The organism is Litoribrevibacter albus (genome assembly GCF_030159995.1).
GTDB classification, from domain to species: domain Bacteria; phylum Pseudomonadota; class Gammaproteobacteria; order Pseudomonadales; family Litoribrevibacteraceae; genus Litoribrevibacter; species Litoribrevibacter albus.
Window position 1 is genome coordinate 1 of the sequence record NZ_BSNM01000015.1, and the last position, 25,543, is coordinate 25,543.

23 protein-coding genes are annotated in these 25,543 nt (G+C 45.4%); 11 read left to right on the forward strand and 12 right to left on the reverse strand.

All coding sequences use genetic code 11. From position 1 onward, the window contains the following. Positions 1 to 122: 122 nt before the first annotated feature. Both QQL66_RS12575 and QQL66_RS12580 read right to left on the reverse strand, forming a co-directional pair. Positions 123 to 587, reverse strand: a complete 465-nt coding sequence (locus tag QQL66_RS12575) for a hypothetical protein (RefSeq protein ID WP_284381837.1) — start codon at positions 585 to 587, stop codon at positions 123 to 125. 400 nt (positions 588 to 987) lie between these two features. Continuing rightward, positions 988 to 2,163 (reverse strand): BaiN/RdsA family NAD(P)/FAD-dependent oxidoreductase, encoded by a 1,176-nt coding sequence (locus QQL66_RS12580; protein WP_284381838.1) that lies wholly within the window; start codon positions 2,161 to 2,163, stop codon positions 988 to 990. A gap of 222 nt (positions 2,164 to 2,385) precedes the next feature. Between QQL66_RS12580 and QQL66_RS12585 the strand changes: the two genes are divergently transcribed. Further along, on the forward strand, positions 2,386 to 2,661 hold the full coding sequence (locus tag QQL66_RS12585) for a hypothetical protein (protein WP_284381840.1): 276 nt from the start codon (positions 2,386 to 2,388) through the stop codon (positions 2,659 to 2,661). 19 nt (positions 2,662 to 2,680) lie between these two features. On the opposite strand, the gene QQL66_RS12590 is transcribed toward QQL66_RS12585, so the two are convergent. From QQL66_RS12590 to QQL66_RS12605, 4 genes are all read right to left on the reverse strand, one after another. Beyond that, complete coding sequence (locus QQL66_RS12590; protein WP_284381841.1) at positions 2,681 to 3,571, reverse strand: Dyp-type peroxidase; 891 nt, start codon at positions 3,569 to 3,571, stop codon at positions 2,681 to 2,683. Between the two features lie 9 nt (positions 3,572 to 3,580). Beyond that, positions 3,581 to 5,170, reverse strand: coding sequence for a sensor histidine kinase (locus QQL66_RS12595; protein ID WP_284381842.1), 1,590 nt, complete (start codon positions 5,168 to 5,170; stop codon positions 3,581 to 3,583). Positions 5,171 to 5,221: 51 nt separating this feature from the next. Continuing rightward, positions 5,222 to 6,064: an ABC transporter substrate-binding protein gene (locus QQL66_RS12600; protein WP_284381843.1), complete on the reverse strand. Its 843-nt coding sequence runs from the start codon at positions 6,062 to 6,064 to the stop codon at positions 5,222 to 5,224. A gap of 203 nt (positions 6,065 to 6,267) precedes the next feature. After that, a complete protein-coding gene (locus QQL66_RS12605; protein WP_284381844.1) occupies positions 6,268 to 7,167 on the reverse strand; it encodes an alpha/beta hydrolase in 900 nt (299 codons plus the stop codon). A gap of 478 nt (positions 7,168 to 7,645) precedes the next feature. Here QQL66_RS12605 and QQL66_RS12610 point away from each other — a divergent pair, with 478 nt between their 5' ends. The 4 genes from QQL66_RS12610 (at position 7,646) to QQL66_RS12625 (ending at position 12,920) form a co-directional block, all read left to right on the forward strand. After that, complete coding sequence (locus QQL66_RS12610; RefSeq protein WP_284381845.1) at positions 7,646 to 8,995, forward strand: diguanylate cyclase; 1,350 nt, start codon at positions 7,646 to 7,648, stop codon at positions 8,993 to 8,995. A gap of 116 nt (positions 8,996 to 9,111) precedes the next feature. Beyond that, the gene (locus tag QQL66_RS12615; RefSeq protein WP_284381846.1) at positions 9,112 to 11,115 is read left to right on the forward strand and encodes a vWA domain-containing protein; all 2,004 of its coding nucleotides are present in this window, start codon (positions 9,112 to 9,114) and stop codon (positions 11,113 to 11,115) included. Positions 11,116 to 11,272: 157 nt separating this feature from the next. Next, positions 11,273 to 11,935: a sigma-70 family RNA polymerase sigma factor gene (locus QQL66_RS12620; RefSeq protein ID WP_284381847.1), complete on the forward strand. Its 663-nt coding sequence runs from the start codon at positions 11,273 to 11,275 to the stop codon at positions 11,933 to 11,935. Then, positions 11,928 to 12,920, forward strand: a complete 993-nt coding sequence (locus QQL66_RS12625) for a hypothetical protein (protein WP_284381848.1) — start codon at positions 11,928 to 11,930, stop codon at positions 12,918 to 12,920. The genes QQL66_RS12620 and QQL66_RS12625 overlap by 8 nt, the downstream gene beginning before the upstream one ends. Before the next feature lie 107 nt (positions 12,921 to 13,027). Here the strand turns inward: QQL66_RS12625 and can are convergent, their stop codons facing one another. After that, positions 13,028 to 13,684: a carbonate dehydratase gene (gene can / locus QQL66_RS12630; protein ID WP_284381849.1), complete on the reverse strand. Its 657-nt coding sequence runs from the start codon at positions 13,682 to 13,684 to the stop codon at positions 13,028 to 13,030. 202 nt (positions 13,685 to 13,886) lie between these two features. Beyond that, positions 13,887 to 14,312 (reverse strand): YkvA family protein, encoded by a 426-nt coding sequence (locus QQL66_RS12635; protein ID WP_284381850.1) that lies wholly within the window; start codon positions 14,310 to 14,312, stop codon positions 13,887 to 13,889. Positions 14,313 to 14,386: 74 nt separating this feature from the next. Between QQL66_RS12635 and QQL66_RS12640 the strand changes: the two genes are divergently transcribed. Beyond that, complete coding sequence (locus tag QQL66_RS12640) at positions 14,387 to 15,061, forward strand: response regulator (RefSeq protein ID WP_284381851.1); 675 nt, start codon at positions 14,387 to 14,389, stop codon at positions 15,059 to 15,061. A gap of 148 nt (positions 15,062 to 15,209) precedes the next feature. Here the strand turns inward: QQL66_RS12640 and QQL66_RS12645 are convergent, their stop codons facing one another. From QQL66_RS12645 to QQL66_RS12660, 4 genes are all read right to left on the reverse strand, one after another. Continuing rightward, positions 15,210 to 16,601, reverse strand: a complete 1,392-nt coding sequence (locus QQL66_RS12645; protein ID WP_284381852.1) for a sensor histidine kinase — start codon at positions 16,599 to 16,601, stop codon at positions 15,210 to 15,212. A gap of 220 nt (positions 16,602 to 16,821) precedes the next feature. Next, positions 16,822 to 17,913 carry a lipase secretion chaperone gene (locus QQL66_RS12650; RefSeq protein WP_284381853.1) on the reverse strand — a complete coding sequence of 364 codons (1,092 nt, stop codon included), beginning with the start codon at positions 17,911 to 17,913 and terminating at the stop codon, positions 16,822 to 16,824. A 162-nt stretch (positions 17,914 to 18,075) separates the two neighbouring features. Continuing rightward, positions 18,076 to 19,023 carry an esterase/lipase family protein gene (locus QQL66_RS12655; protein ID WP_284381854.1) on the reverse strand — a complete coding sequence of 316 codons (948 nt, stop codon included), beginning with the start codon at positions 19,021 to 19,023 and terminating at the stop codon, positions 18,076 to 18,078. A gap of 246 nt (positions 19,024 to 19,269) precedes the next feature. Continuing rightward, positions 19,270 to 20,274, reverse strand: coding sequence for an AraC family transcriptional regulator (locus QQL66_RS12660; RefSeq protein ID WP_284381855.1), 1,005 nt, complete (start codon positions 20,272 to 20,274; stop codon positions 19,270 to 19,272). A 161-nt stretch (positions 20,275 to 20,435) separates the two neighbouring features. Here QQL66_RS12660 and QQL66_RS12665 point away from each other — a divergent pair, with 161 nt between their 5' ends. The 5 genes from QQL66_RS12665 (at position 20,436) to QQL66_RS12685 (ending at position 25,519) form a co-directional block, all read left to right on the forward strand. Then, positions 20,436 to 22,013: a flavin-containing monooxygenase gene (locus tag QQL66_RS12665; RefSeq protein ID WP_284381856.1), complete on the forward strand. Its 1,578-nt coding sequence runs from the start codon at positions 20,436 to 20,438 to the stop codon at positions 22,011 to 22,013. A gap of 21 nt (positions 22,014 to 22,034) precedes the next feature. Then, positions 22,035 to 22,976 carry an alpha/beta fold hydrolase gene (locus QQL66_RS12670; protein ID WP_284381858.1) on the forward strand — a complete coding sequence of 314 codons (942 nt, stop codon included), beginning with the start codon at positions 22,035 to 22,037 and terminating at the stop codon, positions 22,974 to 22,976. A gap of 106 nt (positions 22,977 to 23,082) precedes the next feature. Continuing rightward, positions 23,083 to 23,910: an SDR family NAD(P)-dependent oxidoreductase gene (locus tag QQL66_RS12675; protein ID WP_284381861.1), complete on the forward strand. Its 828-nt coding sequence runs from the start codon at positions 23,083 to 23,085 to the stop codon at positions 23,908 to 23,910. A 291-nt stretch (positions 23,911 to 24,201) separates the two neighbouring features. Beyond that, positions 24,202 to 24,780 carry a PepSY domain-containing protein gene (locus tag QQL66_RS12680; RefSeq protein ID WP_284381862.1) on the forward strand — a complete coding sequence of 193 codons (579 nt, stop codon included), beginning with the start codon at positions 24,202 to 24,204 and terminating at the stop codon, positions 24,778 to 24,780. A gap of 55 nt (positions 24,781 to 24,835) precedes the next feature. Beyond that, the gene (locus QQL66_RS12685; RefSeq protein WP_284381864.1) at positions 24,836 to 25,519 is read left to right on the forward strand and encodes a response regulator transcription factor; all 684 of its coding nucleotides are present in this window, start codon (positions 24,836 to 24,838) and stop codon (positions 25,517 to 25,519) included. Positions 25,520 to 25,543: the final 24 nt, after the last annotated feature.

Here is a 25,543-nt window from a genome sequence, read left to right on the forward strand (position 1 = left end):
GTAATGAAAGAATCGGCAGTGGTGCCAATAAGAGGAAACAGAACAGATTATTAAGAATCGAGCTCTGACCTTGGAGGGGCCTTCAGGTTTTTGCGCCTTGACAACCCCCGGTCATATAGATGTTATGCTTTTGATTTTAATACAGTTATTGACTTTAATATACTTTCTCTATTTTTAGCAGACTTTATCCATTTAGGTAGTCTACTTGCTAAAGATGAATTGCTCCAACCCCATTTTTCATCTTTTGATCTTTCTCGTAAATGTGCCGAAACATAGTCGTTGAGAAAGTTTAAATGCTCTTTGTTGAATGCCCAAAGGGAATTACCATTACATTCAGTTCTCAACCAAAGATCAAAACCAAACACTCCATCTGTAGGATTATCAGAATACCAATTGAACTGTTTATGATTTGCTTTTTTTAACTCATTAAAACCACACTGGAAACAAGTAGCCTTATATTCACTTTCATTAGCCGGAATAATTGCTGCTTTAGATTTACACTTCGGACAAACAACCAAAATTGGGTCTTCTTTAGTAGGAACACCCAATAAAATATTTTCGCTTTTATCTGCCGAAAATCTAGTCATAGTAAATTCTTCTTAGCATAACAGCGAATTCTGCGTCCCTATGGACGCAGATCAGTTTTTCCCAAAATGCGTCCCGACCTCTGACACATATATCGTTAAAACAATAACTTAATACATGTTAACAAGTATTTTAACCCCAAATTGCGTCTGCAGAATGTATTTCTTGAATTCCTAAAATGCGTCTTTAAATTTAGAGTCTTCATAATTAACAGAAACTTAGGGTTCAAGGTATCCCAAAAAGCGTTTCAAAGACGGATATCAGCCAGGCATTTCTGTCTCAGCAATGAGGCAATTCTAATGACGTTTAGAACGATCTAGAGTTTTAGCGGATGGCTGCAATGTCGTAGAAGTAGATTTTTATCTCATGTAAAAGAGCAGCGGCTAAGCTGAGGTTATTCTCTTACAACGACTGTCCACAGCAGTACCCACTTGCCCAGGCCCACTGGAAGTTAAAGCCACCTAAATGCCCGGTTACGTCGAGCACTTCGCCAATAAAGTACAGGCCTTTTACTTTCTTGGCTTCAAAGGTTTTGGAGCTGACTTCGTCGGTGTCGACGCCACCTAATGTCACTTCGGCGGTCCGGTAGCCTTCCGTACCGGATGGCGTCACTTCCCAGCTTTCTAACTGTTTTGCAATCTCGGCTAATTGAGGTTCGTTGTAGGTTTTTAATGCTCGGGATTCGAACCAGTCCTGGCACATCAGTGCCGCTACTTTTTTGGTGAATTTCTCTGCCAGCAAAGTTTTGAGTTCGGTATTCGGGCGTTCGGTTTTAGCTTCTTGAAGCCAATCCAGTGCACTGTCGTTTGGCAGCAAATTTATGGTAATTCGGTCACCCGGTTTCCAGTAGGAGGAGATCTGAAGCATGGCCGGGCCGCTAAGGCCGCGATGGGTGAACAGGAAGGCTTCTTTAAAGGATTGGCCGTTGCAGCTGACCACGCAGTCGATGGCTGTGCCTGAGAGTTCGGTACACCAGTTTTTGAGTTGGTCGGTAATGGTAAAAGGAACCAAACCTGCCGATGTGTCTAGAACCTTGAGGCCAAACTGACGGGCGATGTCATAGCCCAAACCCGTAGCGCCTAGGGTGGGGATGGAAAGGCCACCGGTAGCAATGACCAGTGACTCACACTGGAAGGTGAGGCCATTTACGATCAGTTCAAATTGATCTTCAACTTTCTCTATGGCTTCAACGGAATGGTTTAGCAGGATGTTCACGCCCGCTTGTTCGCATTCGGTTAATAACATGCCCAAAATGTCGGAGGATTTGTTATCACAAAAGAGTTGCCCGAGGGTTTTCTCATGATAAGGAATGCCATGTTTATCGACCATCGCCATGAAATCCCACTGGGTGTAACGTGATAACGCCGACTTACAAAAGTGCTCGTTTTGAGAAAGGTAGTTGTCGGGCTCGGTAAATATATTAGTGAAATTGCAGCGACCACCCCCGGACATCAATATCTTTTTGCCTGCCTTGTTTGCATGATCCAGAACTGTAACTTGTTTGCCGTTCTGAGCCGCAGAAATGGCACACATAAGGCCAGCTGCACCGGCGCCGATAATGATGACTTGTGAATGCATAGTAAAAGAATGGTCCAAAAAATTGAATGGTGTAGGGCGGTCGGGTGTGGCGTTTGACGCGCGATTTTATCAAAAAAATCAGGATATGAGGATGGGGCGTTTTATTTTCTGATATGCGTCGTACTAAATAGAATGGAATTAACTAAGTGCGGTACGTAAAACTTGAAAAATCCATACAAAGTCCTAGGTTATTAAGTAGACACTTAATATGTGAGAGGCAAAATGTCTACGCCAACCCGTGAGCAATTATCGATAGCGTTAGAGACCGCAGCAAAGATGAGGGAGCAAGGAGAAGATCCTCATTTTATGGCTAAGAGCTTACTGAGTTTAAACTATCGTTTCACAGAGCTTGAGCATGTGTACGAAGCTTTGGAGCACTTTCTGAACTCCGGTCAGGCCGCAGAGGCGCATTCTGCGTTGATCAAGGCGGTTGAACACTTCCGTGAAGTAGAACTGCGTTCGAAAGGAGAAGGTCAACCGGCCAAGTTCGGTTTATAGCGCAACAGGCACGTCAATGTTATTTCAATAGTGTATCCATCTGGACTTGTGACGGCGCATAGAAGTAACTGCCTGATATTGGGTCTGAGTATTTCATCAGGTGATCAGAAAGCCCGTCGTCGGTACAGCCAACCATTCGTTCCAGCTGAATCTGAATACGTTTTTGATGACAAGCGAAGCAGAGGAACATCAGCCCTTTATCTGTGGCATTTCCATAGGGTGCACTTCTGCGGTAAATCTTCATGGCTTCGCCATCCAGTTTTACATCGGTGCGGCTGACGTGTGAATCAGCCGGCATGTCGTCACCTTCCAATTCAATATTTTCGACTTTGGTTCGCCCGACAATTTTTTCCTGATCGGTGACGGGCAGAGAAAGAAACTGCTCCAACTTATGTCGCCATTTTTGGGTAAATACAATCGCGCCGTTGTGGTTTTCTGAATCGTCTTGAATGCAGGCAACGGGCAGTCGTGCATCCTCTTTAGGGTTAGCGGTGCCATCTTCAAAACCGATGAGATCTTTACTGTCGTGATAGGTGAAGGCCGGTTGATCCAGTGTGAGTTTGGCGAGACCCGTTAAGGAGGTTTGGATCTTTAATACCTGATCATAGACATCGCTGTTGTCGATGCCGTGCAGCCAGAACAGTAAGTCCGCTTGAGTTGACGGCATTTGATGTTCCGGCCCTGAAAGCGTGTGCATTGGTGAGAGTGACAGAGTCGCTGTTGCAGGAAGCAGTTGATTTGCCAGCTCAGGCCCAAAGGCAATTAATTGGTGAACACCCGATGCACTTCCAATGGATTTGAGCGTCTTGATCACGTGTTCAGTTGAAGTGCTTTCAAGCAGTTGATATTCCAAAAAGTAAAAGAATCGAGAATTCTGGCCATCTAAAATGGCGGATTGTGGTCTGGTCATTCAGCTGTCCTAAGCAATGGCTTTGATGTCAGTAATGGGGTCTACGGACATCGGAAATTCGATATTGATGTCAATGCCCTGATTGGCGTCAGAGGTTAGGTGTAATTTCCCTCTAAGTATTCCTGTCACAATATTATGCACAATATGCATACCCAAACCACTGCCGCCCTGGCCCATACGCGTGGTGAAAAAGGGTTCGAATACACGGTTTTGAAGATCCAGCGGAATGCCTTTTCCGTCGTCCTGGTAGTTTAAGTAAATGCAGTGGTTCTGCGCTTTTGCCCAAATATAGATATTACCCTGCTGCAGACCATCAAAACCATGAATCAATGAATTGTTGATCAGGTTGGTAATGACCTGACCTAACGGCCCGGGGTAACTGTCAATTTCAATGTCGGGCTCAACCTCTAAATGAATTTTATGCTGTGTTTTCTTCAGTGTAGGTGACAAGGTCGCCAGCACTTCTTCGAGCGTAATTTTTAAATTGAACTTACGTTTACGTTCGCTGGACTGATCCACGGCCACCTGTTTAAAACTGTGAATTAATTCAGAGGCAATGCGGATGTTGTCGACGATCAGGGTTGAGCCTAATTGGATTTCATCGAGAAAAATGGTCAGTTGTTGTTTGGTGATGGAACCTTCTTCCATCGCTTTTTGAATTTCTCCGGCTCGATCGCCAAGGCAACTGGACCCCGTTAAGGCAACGCCGATAGGCGTATTGAGCTCATGAGATACGCCTGCCACCAAGCTCCCTAGTGATGATAACTTTTCTGCAGTGGACAGCTGCATCATCGCTTGTTTTAGCTCTAGGTTTTTCTTCTCCAAGCTGTCCAACATCTCATTGAACGCAATGGCAAAGACATCAAAATCTTGTCGTTTCGAATGATCATCCGACACAACCATTCTTAAATCTTTTTTACCTTGTGCAATGGCTGAGGCGGTATCGATGGCTGACTCTAGCGGAATCAGGAAGCGGATTCGGAAATACCAGATTAAACTCCCTAGTAGTAATGAGCCACCAATAATCGAGCTGAGCAAGAGGACGATGATGCCATTTCGGATATCCGTGTTGAGTAGGGTGATTTCACGTTGGCTGTATTCGTTAATTTGGTCGGAGAATACTTTGAGATCAGCCAGGATCAAATCTTCAATAGTGGTATAGCGATCCGCAACCAGATGGGCATTGGTATTGGTATCCGAGTAGGCTTCAATTGCCGCTCTGTAGTCTTTACTACTGGAATGAATACTGCCAAGCAACTTGTCATAGTTGGTTTTCAGTTCAGGCGACTTTTCTGCCGCTTGCTTGATCTTTGAAAGGGAAAGATAGACTTGTCGTTCATGTTGGAAAAATGATTCCAGATATAAGTAATAGGCTGAGGGGTCGTGACCACGAATAAACAGGTTCTTAAGCGCAAAGGATTGTTTTAGCAGAGATAACTCAATGAGATGAACGGCTTCTTCATTTTTCGTAGCTTGGGCACGTAACTCGTTGGCTTGTTGCATGTTATTAAGGAAAAAGACGAGCAGGCATACTTGAAGTGCAATCACGGCAAGAAAGCTAACAACCAGATAGCTGATGAGTCTTGTGTTTAACTTCATAGGCGAGTCATCCTAATACCTAACCTATACGCACTTTTCGTTGTTTAGCCGTTATCGACTGGAGATGCTTTCGAAGGGCATTTGATTCTCTATCTTGAATTCAGAAATGACCTGTCGTCCTCTGTCGGAAAGAAACCAATCCAGGAAATCACTGGATTCCTTAATGTTGATATGATGTCGTTCTGAGTTAATTAGAATCACGGAATAAACGTTAATTAAATCCGGGTCATCCGTGTACAGTTCCGCCAACGTTGATGACGCCTTATGAGCCAGCCAGGTGCCTTTGTCTACCAGAGTATATGCACCCACTTTACTTGCGTAGGCCAACGTTTTCTTCATATTCTGACCGGCTTCGTAGTACCAACTGGCGCCCACAGGAAAGAGAGCATGTTTGTTCCAGAGATAAACTTCTTTCTTGTGAGTGCCGGATTGATCTCCACGGGAAACAAATGTGGCTTTACCACTGGTGAATTTCAAAAAAACAGAGGAGAGGTTCTTAGCCCCTTTGATTTGAACCGGATCATCTTGTGGCCCGACCAATAAAAAATTGTTCTTCATCACCGGATAACGGCCGATTCCCCAGCCTTCGCGAACAAACTTCCTCTCAGCTGCGGGGGCATGTACTAATAACACATCCACCTCACCTAATTTTCCAAGTCGTAATGCTTGGCCAGTGGCGGTGACTTTGTGATCAATTTTGGTTTGGATGTCGTTTTCTATTTTCGGGAGTAGGTAGTCCAGTAGTCCGGAGTTATGAAGCGTGGTCGTGGTCGCTAAACGCAGTGTTTCCGCATGGCATTGCACTGTTGGCAGCGAGATCATTACTGCATTAAAACAGGAAATAAAAAGCAGCGATAGGTATTTGGTTATTGCTAATTCTTTGAATTGATACATTTTTTTATAGTAGTGGCATGGGTTGATTCGAGTTGTCGGCTAGTCGATGACCTTCGAAGAGTATAGACCAGCATTCATAAACGTGTGCTTGAACGTCAGAAACAGGATACTAAATAGTATTAGTTTGCTGAGGCACGAAGCGAGCTGCAGGGCCGAATCCCCGTATTCATTTGAGTATTTGATGCTGACTTATGAGCGATCTATCAGTCGTTCGGGCAAATGTAATTGGCTAATTGTTGAATCGCTTCATTCGACTCAGACAGCAAGCCCGCCTGGAAATGCCAGACGTGCCACATCTCTTCCCATATTTCGAGAACGACTGAAACGCCCTGAGCTTCGGCTCTCTGAGCCAGGCGCATCGCATCGTCCAATAAAATTTCATCCTCACCCACCTGAATGTAGATTGGAGGTAAGCCTTCAAGATTCGCGAAAATAGGTGAACACAAAGGGGAGTCCGACGGCAAGTCGATGGCGTAGTTATTGATCATGGTTTCCAGCCAATCTTTACGAATCATCGGGTCTCGATGCGCTTTTGATTTTACTGTTTCACCGGAGAGGGTGAGATCGGTCCAGGGAGAGATTAAGCCAAGTGCAGAAGGTTGTGGGATGTGTTGATCCTTGAGCGATAACGCCGTTGCTAATGCTAACCCTCCACCGGCAGAGTCGCCGGCGATGACAATATCATCCGCTTGGTGACCATGTTCCAGAAGCCATTGATAGGCGTCCACGGCATCTGTTAATGCGGCAGGAAATGGAAATTCAGGGGCCAGTTTATAATCCAGTAACAGAACGGTTGCCCCAGAGGCTTTAGCCAGATGAGCCACCAAATTACGGTGTGACTTGGTGGAACCGATATTGTAGGCACCACCATGAAGGTACAGGATCACGGTATTGGATGCTTTGGAGTGAACGTTACTGATCCATTCGGCAGGAATGTCCCGGATTTCAACCGGAGATATCTTTGTTCCAGAAGGGAGAAGATTAAGCTGAAGGCTTAAGTCCATTACCCGGCGTTGTACGCCGATGGATGTTGTTGGGTTGAGTAAGGGCTTGATACTTTTCTCAAGTGTTCTCTTAACGAGTTTGGCACGAAAACTTAACATGACAGCGTCCTTCTACATCCCTAAACGTGGAACCTTTCGATCACAGTTAACTGGTCAATTTTTATTATTGTCAATTTCGCTACGATGATGCGCCATTTATGGGAAAATTAAAATCCCATCTTTGAGGAATGTTTTTGATTTGTCTCGTATTAGGCGGAAGATGACATAAACGTCGCATTCTATGGCTGTTTTTCACGGCTTCGGGCTCAGAAAGCTTGGCTCTAATTTGTCATTTCGACTACTTAAATCCTGATTCATTCACCTTCGCATTCCGCTACAGTCCTACATTTCTTTGAAATCAGACGCTTTTTTCTATACTGGGTCAAAGAGCCACCTAGAGATTTATCTCACACTAATTCGACGCGTTTGACTCTGAAGTAAGGAGAGCGACTGAATGATAACCTGGCGAGAGAAACTCGCAGTGCTGTTCATAAGTTCTTGTAGTCTGCTCATAGGCGCTTTCACTCATGCGCATTCAATGAGGTTTACCGAGGAAGAAGTTCAGTGGATACAACAACACAAACAGGTCACTTTATGTGTTGATCCCGATTGGCTTCCTTTTGAAAGCATTTCATCCGATGGTCGGCATATTGGCATCGCAGCGGATTATTTTGATCTGTTCAGCCGAGTGACCGGGCTTACCTTCTCTTTAGTCGTAACAGACTCCTGGGTTCAATCCGATCAATTTCTCAGAGAAGGTCGTTGTCAGATTCTTAGTCTGCTCAATCACAGTCAGGAGCGATCCAGTTACCTCAATTTTACCGAACCTTATATTTCGTCTCCGGTGGTGATTGTGACTCGTGATAATGAAGGCTACATGGATGGATTGAAAGCGCTTGCCAAGAAGAATCTCTCGCTGGTGGATGGTTATGTGTATGAAGAGTTAATTGAACGTGATCATCCTTACATTCAAATCGTGAAATATCAGTCGTCTGATCAGACGTTGGAAGCCGTTTCTAAAGGCGATGTCTTCGCTACCATCGGTTCGCTATTTATTATCACAGAACGTATTCAGCGGTTGGGCTTGTCCAACCTTAAAATCGTTGGGCCAGCCAACTATCGGAATGATCTAAGAGTGGGGGTTAAAAAGGATGAGCCCATTCTACTGTCCATTATGAATAAAGCAGTGGAGGCCATCGAGCCAAAAGATGACGCAGAGATTGTCAGTCGTTGGGTGAAGGTGAAATATGAACTCGGCCAGGATTACGATCTTGCCGCACAAATCGCACTCATCTCCTTTATCATTTTAATATTGCTGGGTTATCGATCTGTCACTTTATCCCGGTACAACAGAAAGCTCAGTGACGCATATGACCTGTTGGAACGACGTACTGAAGAGCTGGATCGTTTATCACATACCGATGCGCTGACATCGATTCCCAATCGATTGCGCTTAGATGAAGCCATTACCTTTGAGGTGAATCGGTTTAAACGTTACCGAACCGATTTATCTTTGATCAGTCTCGATATTGATAACTTCAAACGTGTGAATGATCAGCATGGTCACCCGGTGGGGGATCGGCTTTTGATTGATATTGCCCGACTAATCAGTGGGCAACTAAGATCCACCGACGTGTTCGGTCGATGGGGCGGCGAGGAATTCCTGATTTTGTGCCCGGCCACCGCCAAAGAAGAAGCCATCATTATTGCTGAGAAGTTACGGCTCAGTATTCAGAATACCCATTTTGCCCCTGTTGGACAGGTAACGGTGAGTTTTGGTGTAACCAGTATTGAAGAAGGGGATGGTGAGAAAGAGTTGGTATCACGAGCTGATAAGCAGTTGTATCGGGCTAAAAATGAAGGCCGAAATCGTGTCTGCCATGATTAATTTTTCTGACTGAGAAATTTTTTAAAAAAATTTAACCCCTTTTTTCATCAGCTCCGTTTGTAGTCAGTAGAAGCGTGTTTTGAACAAGCAATCTATTGAATACAACGGAGCACAGTATGACCATTTACAATCCAAATACAGAGAAAGCCCTAACAGTAAAACATAAGCCGTTACCCTGGACGATTTCCTTGATCATGCTGGGCAGCTTAACGATGGGTAGTCTGACAATTGGCAGCATGTCCGGGTGTGCATTGAATGAAGCCCCTGAAAGTGGCAACGGCACATCCGCATCTCAAACAACGCGTGATGATCTAGACAGCACTCAACCCTCACTCACTGTTGAGGCCGAAGATGTTGAGGCCGGAGATGTTGAAACCGACGAAACCGATCGCTCTGTAGCTCAGGTTGAGTATCAACAGGAACGTCTTGAACGGGCCATGGAATCCAAGCCGGTAGCACCTAAAGTGAAAGTCGCGCGGCAGAAGGCCGAAAAGTTGTCCGGTGATATGGCTGTGAGTCAAGGTTATCAAGGGGCTGCGCCATCCGCCTATCCTGCTGCTACGATGTCGACTGCAACTACGATGTCGATTGCAGCGATGCCAAACGCGTCCATGAGTACCATGCCTGCCCCCGGTTTTGTGCCACCGGATCTTCCTGAATCTTACCCTGGAATGATGGACGAAGAGGATCTGCAAAATGAAAATTACGCCGACCTTGAAATCAACAGCATCAAATCGGTGGCCGAACAACCTGTGTCGACCTTCAGTATTGACGTCGATACCGGCAGCTACAGCAACGTGCGCCGCATCCTGAACCAGGGTGTTCTCCCTCCTAAGAATGCGGTTCGGGTGGAGGAGATGGTTAACTACTTTGACTATCACTACCCTCAGCCAGATCAGTCTAAGGCACCGTTTAGTGTGAATACTGAATTGGCAAAAGCGCCCTGGTCTGACGACCATTTATTGTTAAGGGTCGGGCTGCAAGGCTTTGAACCGGCCAAGGAGCATCGACCTCAAGCGAACCTGGTTTTCCTTTTGGATGTATCGGGTTCTATGAGTTCACCAGACAAACTGCCTTTGCTGAAAAAATCCCTTTTGATGTTAACCAACCAACTGACCGATAAAGACAAAGTCTCGATTGTGGTTTACGCCGGTGCTTCGGGAGTGGTGCTTGAACCGACCGCCGGTAATGAAAAATTTAAGATCGAACAGGCATTGCAACAACTGCAAGCCGGTGGCTCAACCAACGGTCAGCAAGGCATTCAATTGGCATACCGTTTGGCTGAGCAGTCGTTTGTGAAAGACGGAATTAATCGGGTATTGCTGGCGACTGATGGTGATTTCAATGTTGGAATGAGTGATGTGGAAGCACTTAAGGGATTGATTGAACGTAAACGTAAAAACGGAATTTCGTTGACCACCTTAGGCTTTGGTCGAGGCAACTACAACGATCACCTTATGGAGCAATTAGCGGACGTTGGTAACGGCAATTATGCCTACATTGATACGCTGCACGAAGCCCGAAAAGTGCTGGTGGAAGAACTGAGTTCGACGCTGATGACCATAGCCAAAGACGTGAAAATTCAAGTGGAGTTTAATCCTCAATGGGTGGCTGAATATCGTTTGATCGGTTATGAAAACCGTATGTTGGCGCGTGAAGATTTTAACAATGACAAGGTCGATTCCGGTGAGATTGGCGCAGGCCATAAGGTTACGGCGATTTATGAGTTGGCCTTGGTGGATTCTCAAGGTCAGCGTCTGGAGCCTTTACGTTATCAATCAAACGATATGAGAAACGATACCAAGGTCAAAAACTCTCCTGAACTGGCGTTTTTAAAACTTCGTTATAAACAACCCAGCGAAGATAAGAGTCATTTGATTGAACAGCCGATTGTTCTGAATAAAGAGGTCAATGCCTTCGCATCGGCAAGTCAGGATTTCCGTTTTGCCGCCGTGGTCGCTGGCTTTGGTCAAAAGCTTCGCAATAATAAATATCTGCAAGGGTTTGAATATCAGGATATGATCAATTTTGCTCAGAAGGCCAAAGGCGATGATCCATTTGGTTATCGCAATGAGTTTATCCAGCTGGTGCGACTTGCTGATTCCCTTTCGAATGAGTGATTGAGGTAATCTGCCTAAATACCATCGGGGGATGAAGCTCATCCCCTGATGGATGAAGCACTTTTAGATAGCAGGTGTGCAGATGACTCTGCTTGTGGATAACCTGCCGGATTAAATAGCATTAACGAGAACGATGATTTTAGAGGTTCCTTAACGCATGGATGTGAATGAATCGCCTGAACCCGAGTGGGGAGCGGATGTGAATTCCAAACAGGATGAGACTAGTGATGAGCAGTTGATGATTGCCTATCAACAAGGCGATTTGAAGGCTTTTGAACGTTTGTACGAACGTCACAAGGGCAGCCTCTATCGTTACTTCTGTCGTCAGATTCAGGATGTATCGTTGGCGCAGGATCTCTATCAGGAGTTGTGGAGCCGAATCATCAAATCCTCTGAGCGCTATCAAGTTACGGCCAAATGGACCACTTGGGTATACACCGTGGCTCATAACCTGGTGATTGATCATGTCAGAGCCGCTAGGCCTGTCGAGTCATGGGAAGAAAACGGGGAGCCAGAGCATCCACAGGAAAATACGCATCAAGCCTCTTCAACTTCGTCCTTAGGGCGACCGGAACAAGAAGAGATGAATCGTCAATTATCCGAGCAACTGAAAGGGTGCATCAGGAAGTTGCCTCAGGCTCAGCAAGAAGTATTTCTGTTGAATGAAGAAACTGACCTATCTTTGGCGATGATTGCCGATGTGGTAGCTATTTCACTTGAAGCGGCTAAGAGTCGATTGCGTTACGCCCGAGCTCAATTGAAACAATGCCTGGCGGACTATTGGGCGGCGATGACTGCATCGGGAGGGGATCATGACTAAACGTAAACCTCTTTCTAAAGACGACATTGATTTGTCTGCCTTGTATCAGCAAGGCGCTAATGAATTACCCCCGGAGCATTTGGATCAGGCTGTGCTTTCTTTGGCGAATGAAATACTGGCGAAGGATATGCAGGCGAAGGAAGGTCAAGTGAACGAGACTCCAGCTTCGCCTGAGACCGAAGGCCCGTTAAAAGTGAAGATTTCACCTTGGCGTCGTTGGCAATGGCCGCTCTCTGCGGCGGCAGTGGTCGTTATCTCCAGCTCAATCATCCTGGATTTACATCAACAGCAAAAATTGGACGTTGAGTTTGCTCCAGCTCCGTCTCCTTCCATTATCCAAGAGTATCGGGAGATGCCTTCTGATGATCTTCCGATGGAGGAAAAAAGCGGGACGGGTTATAGCATTGAATCGTTCCAGGCCGAACCTATTCAGGCCGAACCTATTCAGGTCGAACCTATTCAGGCCGAACCTAGCCAGTTTCAATCCAGACAAATAGATGAAGTACAAATGAATGCGATAGATTCATTTGAGATGGATTCTGCTGGAAGTGAGATGGCGGAAGAGACTCAAATCATAGAGTCTGTAGAATCGGAATCAGTAAAACCAGCCATGAAGTTGAAGTCTTCTGAGGGGGTTCTTCCTGCTGTTCCTGCGATGCGTCTTCCTGCCATTGAACCTTCGTCTATATCTGAACAAGAGCTGCCAGCCTTGCAGGATCAGCAACCCGCTGCGGTTCAAATGATGGATGTGGATCGTAAAGAAGAGACACCGTCTCTTCAGCGTCAAAAGAAACAACAACGTGATTTGAAAACGAAACCTGAAATTCCGTCGCCTCAAGCTTGGTTAGCGAGTATTGATAGCTTGATTGAGAATGGAAAACTCAGCGAGGCTGAGCAAGAGTTGCTGGAATTCCGTAAACACTATCCTGAGGTTGAATTGCCTGCGCGGCTTAAAGCTTTGCTGGGTGAAGAATCTCAGCAATAAAGCCCCAAAGGTTAGGGCTGTGAACTGAACTTATCCACATAAAAAGACCAACCGGTTAGTGCGGGTTGGTCTTTAGTTTGTTCAGAGCTTACTTAATCGCAATAAGGTTAGGCTTTGGTGTTAAGTATCTTGGCTAACGCTTTGTCGTAGATATCATTGGAGCCTTCCAGCCCACGAATGGTGATATCAAGGTCATTCACCAACCCATTATCAATGCCGTAGATCCAGCCATGAACGCTGAGGTTTTGACCTCGATCCCAGGCTTCCTGAATAACACTGGTACTGACCACATTCATCACTTGTTCGATGACGTTCAGTTCGCATAGGCGGTCACAGGTCACATCGAAGTCTTCAAATTGCTGCATTTCTTTTTGATGTTTTTTGTAGACGTCCTGAATGTGGCGAAGCCAATTATCAATGAGCCCGAATCTTTGTTCCTCAATAGAGGCTCGGACACCACCACAGCCATAGTGACCCGTGACGATAATGTGTTTTACCTTGAGCACGTCGACTGCGTATTGCATCACGGAGAGGCAGTTTAAGTCCGTGTGTACCACCATGTTGGCTACGTTTCGGTGAACGAAAAGATCACCCGGTAGCAAGTTAACGATCTGGTTAGCAGGAACCCGGCTATCAGAGCAACCAATCCATAGGTATTCTGGTGTTTGCTGTTGTTTGAGTCGATCAAAGAATTGAGGGTCTTGCTCTTTAACTGAGGCCGCCCATTGTTTGTTTTTTTCTAGAAGTTCTTTAACTTGAGGCATCTTAATTCCTTCGACTCGCTTGAATCCTTTTGGGATTACGTCTGTTGAGAGGATTGAGCATGGTTGTGCTCTGATCGGTGATTATCTATGAACTCTTTTGCTAACTCAATTGTAAACTCAATGAAAAAGTCTTAGTCACTGCGAAACTTGGTTAGCCGCGATAGAACATGCGTGGCGACTGGCATCAGCATGGCTGGGGAGGTTAGGTGTTTTCCTGAGTCTCTTCCTCGTCGCTAAACCAGCGCTGGGTTTGTTGTTTCGCTTTGGCTTTGTGTAGCGGTTTTATGTGCATGCTGACCGTCGCAATGGCGGCAAGTAGCGTGGTTAAATCATCGGTATAACCGCCAGGGATAAAGTCCGGGATGGCATCAACCGGAACCAGAAAATAGATCAGGGCACCATAGATGACCGTCCTGGCCCAAGCGGGGGTTTGATCATCTCTGGCTGAATAATAGAGTTTGAGCGTGGTTTCTACGGCTTCTTTGCCAATACGCTTTGAGTGTCGTTTTAGCTTTCGCCAAACACTGCGATTGGTTATTGGCTGATTGGCGGTCGGCTGATTGATGGTCGGCTGGTTGTCAGTCATCGTAAGTACCTCACCTTTGAAGCCATTTTTGAACGTAGTCACATGATAATATGCCTGCTCAGTGTACAATTGTAATCCTTGGCAACTGATAATAAAAATAATAGATCGGTGAATATATGAATTCCAAGGCTCATGCTCAACAAGGCCTCAATCTGTTGTTGATTGATGACCATCAGATTTATCTCGATGGCTTGAGTATGTCTTTGTCTTTGATGGAATCGGTAGCGTCTGTTTATCAGGCCACCTGTTTGGAAGAGGCGGAGACTATCCTGGGCACTATAACGCCCGACATTATTTTGTTGGATTTGCATTTCCCCCAAGTGGATGGCTTTCACATCATGTCTCACATTGAAGCGCAGTGCTCCGGTGTGCCGATCATTATTTTATCCGGTTCAAATCAGCCTGATGATGTGCGACAGGCCATGCGTAGAGGTGCCAAAGGGTTTCTAAGTAAATCGGCTAACGGCATTGAAATTCGTGAAGCCATTGCGAAAGTAGCTAATGGTGAGTCGCTTCAGCCGTTGATCAGTGTCGCTGTGGATAACGGTGAGCAAAACTCGTTGCTCAGTCAGGTTCGTATCAGTATTGCCCGAGAACATCGCATTACTCAGCGCCAGGCCGAGGTGTTAGTGTTGTTAGCGGAAGGCATGTCCAATAAGCACATTTGTCGTCGTTTGGAACTGACCGAAGCAACTGTTAAGTTCCACCTGAAAGCATTATTTTTGGCGCTGGATGTTCACAACCGGACGGAATGTGTCTCTGTTGCCCGCCGCTTGAATATTCTCGTTTAAGCGGGGGCGTCATTAGCCGGTATTTCAACCTATGGCTATTTCATTTATCTGATTTTGATTAATCTCATTTGTATTAATTGCATTAGCATTAATTTCAATAGCATTAATTCTATTTGATTTGATTTGAATGGCCCGGTCGATACAGTGGCTATCCAATACTGATTAATGCGTCTTCCTTGGCCAGCAAAACAGGTTCCGGAATCACAGGAATGGCTAGCTGAAAGCGGGTGCCTTGGCCAAGTTTGGAATGCACTGAAAGCTCAATGTCCAGTAAATGAGTCAGCTGTTTTACGATGCTTAACCCCAGTCCCATGCCTCGTTCTCGGTTAGGCGTGACCTGGTAATATTGATCAAAAATGGCATCCAGATGTTCTTCTGAAATCCCGCAGCCATTGTCCTGAATTTCAATCAGCACATGTTTGTTTTTCTTATGACTGTTAAGGGTTAATTGCGTGGCGGATGAATGCTGAATGACATTGCTGATAAGGTTTCGGATAACCCGTTCAAGCAGTAGTACATCGGTTTTAATGATTGCATCGGTTTGTTTCACGGTATTGGTTTGCAAGCCAGCGGCATCTAATTGTGGAGACATGCTGTGCAGTACCGACTGAATCAGTTCGGGAACGGCGACCGCTTCTGAGTAAATTTCTACTTCACCCATTTCGAGACGGCTGTATTCCAGTAATGAGTCCAGTAATCGATTCAACATGTCCACGGAGGCTGTAAGGCGTTGTGTCATTTGTTTTTGCGAATCGTCTTCAACCACTTGATGCAATGCTTCAGAAATTAGATTGATGGCATTAATGGGTTGTCTCAAATCGTGGCCAGCAGCGGCCAGAAACTGAGTTTTTGCTTCTTTATCGGCGATGGCTTGTTGTTCACTCAGTTTGATCAGTTGATGCTTAAGGTAGCTTGTTCTTAGGGTATGTTCGTGTAGGTAACTCCCAACAGTACCGATGGCGCACATTGATGCCAGAAAAAAGAGTTCTGGCAGCAGGTTTTCTGTGTGTCCCACAAGAATTTCCATAATACCGAAGGTCCACCACATCCCCCAGGTTGATAACAGAACCAATTTAAAGGGCAGGCCAAGCAAGAAGAAGCCAAATAGAATCACCGAGTAAAGCCCTTCATAGGGAAGGTCATAGCCTTCCAGTTGAGAACCACCGATGATTGAGATGACCCCTAGACCCATTAATACGTAGCAGGCAAAGGTGGCATGAATCACATAACCCGTTTTCTGATCTTTGTTGAATAGCCCCAACGCAAGAATGGCCACCGGTACTAACATTCCTGCTCGAATCAGAATGGTAAATTGCCAGATGTGATCCGGCAGAAACAGAAAGTCGACCCAGGCGTAAAGCGATAACAGCACCATGCTGAATAGGCTGACATAAAAGACGCGACGCTGAATCAGGTTAGCAAGATAAGATTGGAACTCGGTTTCCAGATCTGGCGAAAATTTAAGACGACGAAAGCCCCGTAGCAATTGATGCTGAATACGTTTGGACTGTTCATGCGGTGATGAAGATAGGGTGTTCATAGAGGTTATCTGGTTGTGCCGACATTATCGGTCTTTTGTTATTGTTATTTCGCCAATTTTATCAAGATCTCACCGGAATACCCACACAGCGCTTCATTCTTCTGATAAACGTGAGAATGCCTTCACTGTTCTTGGGTGACGCTTCTCCTAAAAAGTAAGTGAGTACTTATTGTCTTTGATGGTTATGGTGTTTCCCATCTTCGGGTTCAGTCTCATCTTTTTAGAGTTTCTCCAGGTTATCTCTGGTTTTCGCGATTAAGCGGTCGTGACCTTCGAAGAACTGATTTCTCAAGTCCTGTTTGACCGATTCCAGGGTTTCTTGTGACAGCTCGGATTCATCGTATTGGTTTAAGGCTTCGCGATAGGTGATGTAGGTTTGATCAAAGGCCTGTTGTTGATCGAAGTCTGCCAGCGACTGCTCAACAATGTCTTCAGAATAGTATTCTCTCAGATGTGCTTCATAGGCATCTCGGTTGCCTGATTCATATAGGCTCTCTGCTTGAACAGCCACTGCTTGTGACGTGGCAATTTGGTCCATGCTGGTACGAATGGTCTCAGGTAATGCTTCTTCCAATAGAATCAATGACTGTGTTTTTTCTTCCATTGTCAGGGTGTCGTCCAGTTGTACTTTCATAGTGTTGAGTGTGTATTGGGCAAAGGCATTTTCTTCCGAATAGAACGCATGATTAAGTTCGTTTGACAGGTATTGTTGTCGAAGCTGCTGCAGTTCATTCAGGCTTTGTTCGAGGATTTGATATTGAAATTCCGGAGTCTGCTGTGCGTGTTTATCGAGTGGACGATTCAGTACTTCAATGGCCGCCGCTTTATAGGTCAGGTAGTCTTCCAGCGCATTAATGGCTTGTGTTTTGGCCGGTTCCGGTAAGCTTGCATTGATCAGGGCTTTGATCTCGGAAATAGCGGTTTCCGGACTAACTTCGCCAATTGTGTTAAGAAAATAGTCGAATGTGTCGCGAACGTTCAGATTAAGAACTAACTGGTTGTTTCCGTCGGTGGACAGTATTCCGTCAATTTCAGTGCCGTTCAGCGAGGGCGCCAGTCGGACAAAAGCCGGACGAGGCTGATCCGGATGTGCTTTGTAATGTTCTGATGGAGAAGAGGGCAAATCCTTAATGTTTAATTGCTGAACTTTTTTGATCGGAGATGTTTTGTGTTCATCAGTCTGTACTGTCGGCGTAGTAGCGTCCAGGGGAAAGATATCGTTCCCCGAGTTTTTTAACAACGACGGTAGTGTTGCAATTCCCACCAATACGCCAATGAGGGTCGTTGTGATGATCAGATATAGTTTCTTCATGATGATTGGTCTTCAAACTCGTTCTATGACGTAACACAAGTACTTTCGATACCATTGCTCTTGATAAGGCAGCTCTCAACAACAGAAATCTGGGCAAGTGTGCTCAGCACAAAAGTACTTGTGTAGGTTGACTCATTGTTGGTGCCAAGTTGGCACCCGTTATTACAGCCCGTTGTTTTTCAGACGATTGGCTTGAGCTCGATATTGGCTGACCGGGTCATGCCAAAGAGATCGAATGCCAAGAGTGTGGTTCACTGCATCCATGTGGTTCATGTCGTAATGAGTACCAATGACTTTCCCCATTTTGGAAGAGCAGATATCAACCAATCCATCGCTGGTGGATACGTCCTGACCAACAAATGCTAAGCCCAGTACTGCTTGAGCAGGATCGAGAATATCTAACACATTCGTGAAGCTGGATTTACCTGACCACGAATACAGTTTCACCGGGTTACCATTCACTGTGACGTTTTCTGAACCTGAACCACAGTAGTTATTAGTATCAACGCCCCAGCCGTGGGTTTCGTTAAGCTCATTGGTTCCTGGTGTGGTTAAAGTCCAAAGTGCATTAATAGCATTTTGTTGATTATTTGCACCTGAAAGCCAGTTAACAATGGTGCCAAACGCGTTAGCTAAAGCAGCTGCGCCACCTTCAATGGCTCCACTTGCCGGAATTACACCACGAATAACGTCCGCAACTTTTGAACCTTTATTCACACCGTCGATAGACGTGATGGAGGCAATTTTGTTGGGTTTTAAGGTCAGTGCCACGCGGGAAGTGGGTGCCCCTTGGCTGTGGCCCATCAGGTTAACTTTACCGCCTTGAGCATTGGCCCAGGGAACAATCTGGTTCGCCAGTTGAGCGCCTCGAACTTCGCTGGATTCAAACGCCGACACACTTGCCACATGGACAGTCGCGCCGCTGCGCTTTAGGTTGTATGGAATGGTATGAAAGTAACCAACGATACCGGCGACACTGTCAAACCCTGCAATCCCGTGTACCAGAACGATCGGGTATTTTGTTTCTGTATAGCCTGCTTCTGCCATCGGTGCAGCTAACGCCGCGACTGAAATGGCCGCAGTTAGCGACTTCTTGAGTAAGTGTTTCATTGTATTTACCTCAGTTATTTTTATTTTAATTAGGTGTTAGAGGTACCAGCTGGAACATTAAATATTGTCGAAACGCGCTTATTATTGTTTTTATGTGACTGATTCAGTGTAGAGGGTTGTTGTTCAAAAAAGGATCGCCCATATGGGTAGGCTATTAAGGAGAGGCAGGTAACGGGTCATGGTGATGACTTTTTGTGACTGGTTCTTTGTGATTGTCTTTTTGTAAATCACTCTTTTTGTAAATCACTAATTTGATCGCCGGAAGTGCGAGGGGGATCTACCCGACCAGCGAGTGAAGGCGTGGTTGAAGGATGCAGGCTCTGAGTAGCCTAGACGGTCTGCAATGGCTTCAATCGGGAGTTGTGTTTTCGACAGAAATGTTTTGGCTTTGGTGAAGCGGATTTGATTTAAAAGTTGCTGGAAGCTCGAATCTTCGTCTTTTAAATGACGGCGTAAACTGCGCGGGGAAATGCCAAACAGGGTTGCTACTTCTTCCAGCTTAGGGAATTGATATTCAAACAGTTCCAGATAGGCGAGTACCTGATCTGCCAGATTGGACGAGGTTTGTGCGCGTTCCAGCAGAAGCGCATCGCATTGCGATTTATACAAGTTGAATGCGAGTGGGTTGGCTTGTGGAAAGGTTTGACCCAAGTTGACGTTACTGATTTCCAGATGGCTGTAGGGGGCGTCGAAAATCACAGGGCAATCAAAAAACGCCTCATACTCTTTTGCAAGGCCATTATCAGAATGAGGAATCCAAACGGCTTTTAATTCCACTGTTTCATTAATGATTTTGAGAATATCGAGGAGTAGTTGGTACGTACCTGCAATATCCCGGTCAATCAGGAAATCTCTGACAGAGTCGGGTAGCGGCGAGACAAAAATATTCAGACCGCTCTGGTTAGGTGACAAGTCTAACTCGATAGTACCGTATAGGTAGGTCAGATCTTGGTACTGAACTCCCATCCGACACGCTTCATAGGCATTAGGGGCTGTCATTAACATCAGCGTGAACGGGCCATAGCCCACCAGACTGAATTTTTGTCCCAGTTTAAGGCCACACATGGGGTCATCAATCTTAGGCACCAGTTCATGCAAGATTTTCAGCTCTGTCGCTCGATCGATTAATCCGAAAGGATCGAGATGATCCATCGAAAAACCATACTTTTTAAGGATGTCTGAACAATCCAATCCCATATCATTCAAGTTGTGAATGGCAGAAACCAGGCTAATAAGGGATCGTGTCGACATAAGTGTAGTTGGCCTAAATTATCAATTTTTGGTCATTCTTAATTCTGTTCATCCAAGATTAAGGCAAACTATACTTTTGAGCAATGACTCATGTTTAACGGAAGTTAAACGCAAACATAAGAAGAATAATCATTAACCATTGAGGTAAATGTGGAGGGAGTATGTCCTATCAACACACGCCGACTGAAATGTCCGGTGAACAAGTACAAGTAGCCATTATTGGTACAGGTTTCTCTGGCTTATGTATGGCCATTAAACTGTTAGAAGCGGGTATCACTAACTTTGTTCTGCTTGAAAAGAAGGATCAAATCGGTGGCACTTGGCGAGATAACACCTATCCCGGCTGTGCTTGTGATGTCCAATCGCATTTGTATTCCTATTCATTTGAAGGGAACCCTGAATGGTCAAAGGTGTTCTCGGGCTGGAAAGAAATTCAGGATTACACGCTTGGTTGTGCCGAAAAATACGGTTTAAACAAATACGTTCGTACCAATTTTGAAGTGAAGTCGGCCGTTTTTGATGAGACTCAAGGGGTCTGGACGCTGACCAGTGTCGATGGTCATCAGGTGAAAACCCAAACCTTTGTAATGGGCACCGGACCTTTGCATGTACCGGCAATACCTAATCTGCCAGGTTTGGATTCTTTTAAAGGGGAAGTATTTCATTCCGCAGAGTGGAATCACGACTTCAACATGAAAGGGAAGAAAGTCGCTTCCATTGGTACCGGCGGATCGGCCATTCAGTATGTTCCTGAAATTGCACCAGAGGTCGATCAGTTGTATGTCTATCAACGCACACCAGCCTGGGTTTTACCGAGAAATGAGCGCGCTTATACCGGTGTCGAGAAGTGGATGTTCCGCAACGTGCCTGGCGCTCGAAAAATGTATCGAAGCATGTTGTATTGGATGAATGAGTCGAGACTCTTACCCATTCTGCACCCCAAAATGGCGAATCTACTGTCCAAGCTGGCGAAGCTCCATATTCGAAAATACATAAAAGACCCTGAACTTCGAGAGAAGCTGACACCGAATTACACCATCGGTTGTAAGCGCATTCTGATTTCTAATAGGTACTTACCTACCTTCAACCGATCTAATGTGGAACTGGTGACTGATGGCATTCAGTCAATTGGTGAAGATCACATTGTGACGCGTGATGGAAAGAAAAGAGAAGTAGACGCCATCATTCTAGGGACGGGGTTTCATGCGGACCCGAGAAATTATATGAAAAACTTCACCATTCAAGGTAAGGATGGCATGAAGTTGTTGGATGCCTGGAAAGAGGGGGCGGAAGCGTATTTTGGTATTACGGTTAAAGGCTTTCCGAATATGTTTCAACTGGTTGGCCCGAACACTGGCTTGGGTCATAACTCAGTAATTTTTATGATCGAATCTCAAGTGCATTACGTGATTGAATGCCTTAAGAAAATGAAAGCCAAAAACGCACAAACCCTGGAAGTAAAACCGGATGTACAAGCTGGCTTTAATGAGTGGGTACAGGCGGGGCTGAAAAATACCGTGTGGTCTTCCGGGTGTGCGAGTTGGTATCTGCAAGACGATGGTAAGAACTTCACCATCTGGCCGGGATCAACTTGGAGCTATCGCCTCAAAACCCGTAACGTACCTGATCAGAGTTTCTACTGGAAAGCTTTGTCAGAGCTGCCATCAAAAGCGACTGCACAGGCTAGCGATCAGCTCAGTGTTTCGGATCAAACGGCTCCATTAGCCGCCACTAAATAATAAATAGGAAGAACAAGTTAGATGAAAAAGCTAGTTATTGGATTACTGACGGTAGCCGTATTGTTAACCGGATATATGGTTCTAGGGTCCATCTATAAATACGAACTGTACGACATGGCCATGACGGCGGAGAAGTCGCGTGCGGACTTGGTGGAAAAGGAAGTGGATATCAATGGTATTAAGGTCAGCTATTTGGAAGGGCCGAAACCGGAAGGTAAGCCTACCATGCTGTTGATTCACGGATTTGCTGCGAACAAAGAAAACTGGATTCGTTTTGCTGGAAACCTTAATGAGGACTATCACATCGTTGCTGTGGATTTGTTAGGGCATGGCAAAAGCACTAAGAACCCTGCATTGCGTCATGACCTGGATGATCAGGTTCAATACTTAATCAACTTCCTGAATGCCAAACAACTCACCAAAGTGCATCTGGTGGGTAACTCTATGGGTGGCGCTATTTCATCACTCTTTGCCGCTACGCATCCTGAGCGCACATTAAGTGTGAGCTTGGTGAACCCTGCGGGTGTGTTTGATCATCGCAGTGTTCTTCAGGATTATCTGGATCGCGGTGAAAACCCTCTGGTTGTGAAAAAAGTTGAAGACATCTACACCTTGCTGGACTTTGCGATGGAAGAAAAACCTTTCGTTCCTTGGCCTATTCCTGTGGTGGTCGCCGAGCGCTCAATGGCGAATCAAGCGCTGAATGAGCAAATCTTCGAACATTTGAAGACCGATCAACACAGCTATAACTTCAAGGATGAACTGACCAAGATTCAGGCTCCGGCGTTGATCATGTGGGGTGAGCAGGATCGTGTTATCAACTATAAAAACTCTGAAATCTTTGATCAGCTGATTCCAACATCACGTACTTTGATTTATCCCCATATTGGGCATGTGCCAATGATTGAGATTCCTGAGCAGTCGGCGTCAGACATTGATGCATTTATCAAAGGTAATGCTTGATACGATCAGTCCGTAAAAACAAACCCATATAATTATAAAAATACATCTTTGGTATGAGCCTTTCTGTTGTAGGCAGGCTCATACTTAGTGGCTCAGGAGAAGAATATTGAAAAGCCTAAAAAATAAGGTGGCGGTAATTACCGGTGCGGGCTCAGGTATCGGACGAGCGTTGGCGCTACAGATGGCAAAAGAGGGATGTCAGTTGGCTCTCTCTGATGTGAATGAAGTCGGGCTCAAAGAAACCCAATCTCTGGTGGAGCAACAAAGTAATAGCTCGGTAAAGGTGAAGACTTACTCACTGGACGTTGCTGATAAAAATGCGGTTTTCCAACATGCCGATGATGTTGAGAAAGAGTTTGGGCAAGTTAATCTGGTGTTTAATAACGCCGGGGTAGCATTATCCGCCAAGCTGGTGGAAGTCGATATGGCCGACTTCGAATGGTTAATGAATATCGACTTTTGGGGCGTGGTTTACGGTACACAGGCATTTTTGCCTAAGTTAATTGCCTCTGGTGATGGTCATATCATTAACATTTCCAGCGTGTTTGGCATCATCAGTGTACCGAAACAAGGCACCTATAACGCAGCGAAGTTTGCTGTTCGAGGGTATACCGAAGCCTTACGACAAGAGCTGATCTTGGATAATCTTCCGGTGCAGGTGAGTTGTGTTCACCCTGGGGGTATTCAAACCGAGATTGCCCGTAATGCGCGTATTGGTGAGAGTGAATGTCGGGAATCAACCGATTCCACCTTTGATAAACTGGCTAAAACGTCGCCTAAAAGAGCGGCTGAAATCATTATCAGTGGTGTGAAATCGAATAAAGCACGAATTCTGGTGGGGCCAGATGCTCATGTGATCCATATGTTGGCGCGTGTGTTAGGTGCTCGTTACCAATCGCTTACTCAGCTTTGGGCGAAGAAAATGATTTATTAATGGATTGATGCGCTTTCTATTTATTAAGCGTGGGCAATCGAAACATGCATAACGATCGAAACATGCATAACGATCGAAACATGCATGGATAACGTCTCTGATCCAACGAAGTAATTACTAGAGTCCTTTCGTTGAATTTATACTCCGCCTTGTGCGGAGTTTTTTTTGTCTGCTTTAATGGCTTCCATCTTTTATCCATGATTATTAATTTTATTTAATCTATCATCCATCACGCGGTTAATAGACGATTTATAGACTGGCCTTGTCATTAAGAACTTAGGAAGCGCACAAATGAATATGTTGATGAAAAAGGTCTCTGTCTACGCTGTTTCAGTTTCTACCATGTTGGGGTTTATTGCTGTCTCAACACCTGTGTCGGCGGATGGTGAAGCCGAGTTACTTCAAATGAAACGTACACCGGTGAGTGTTGAACCGGCCCTTATTGCCATTAATGATGCATTTCCGGGTTTGATTTATGAGTTGGAACTGGATGAACACCGAGGGCAATTGGTATACGACGCCGAAGTGGTGAATCTTAAGGATGGAACACTTTATGAAGTGATGTACCGTCCGGTGAGTGGCAATGTCGAGCTGAAAGAAACAGAGAATATTTCGCTACTCGGGTTTAATCGCTTTAATAAAGCTGAGCTGCATGCTCTGGAGTTGATGGAGCAGCACAAGTACTCCCTGATTGATCAATTGGCTAAGGTGAAGGCCAACTATCCTGGCGCGATAAGAGAAGTAGAGTTAGAGAGTGACAAAGGGGTCAGCTATTACAAAATTAAGCTGATATCTCCGGAAGGTGTTCGAAGGAAAGTGATTCTAGATACTGAAAACGGAGAAATGATTCCGGTAATGGATCATGACTGACTCGGTTTCTCCGCTTAGGTATCAGTCACAACCAGTAAATAATGAGATTAGGAACGTGAAAATACTGATTGTCGAAGATGACAGAACAACTCGTGACTTCCTGCAACAAGCCTTAACGGAGCAGGGGTATTTGGCAGAAGTTGCTGAAGATGGCCAGGACGGTTTATTTCAGGCAATGGAGCTGAATTTTGATCTCATTATTCTTGATCGTATGTTACCAAAAATGGACGGTTTGACTGTGTTGCAAGCTTTGCGCTCCAGTGGTCGTTCAGTGCCAGTGCTTATTTTAAGTGCCTTGGACAGTGTGGATGAACGTGTTAAAGGGTTGAAGCAAGGGGGAGATGACTATTTAGTCAAACCCTTTGCGTTGGCTGAGTTGTTGGCTCGGGTGGAGATTCTGATTCGACGCACCGAGTCCGCATCGCTGACTCAACAAGTAACAGAGTTGGTGATGAAAAACCTCAAACTGGATTTATTGTCCCACAAACTGTTTGTGCATCAGCAAGAGATTGAACTGCAACCTAAAGAGTTTCAGCTGCTGAAGTATTTGTTAGAGCATCCTGGTCAGGTGGTTACCCGGACAATGTTGTTCGAAGCGGTCTGGAATTATCAGTTTGACCCACAAACCAATGTGATTGATGTACACGTGGCGAGGCTTCGTAAAAAGTTAGCTGCCACTGGTTGCCTGGTTGAGATTGAGACGGTGAGAGGGGTGGGCTATCGTCTTTCCTCTGACTAAGCATACGGTTCGTCGCCTTCGGAA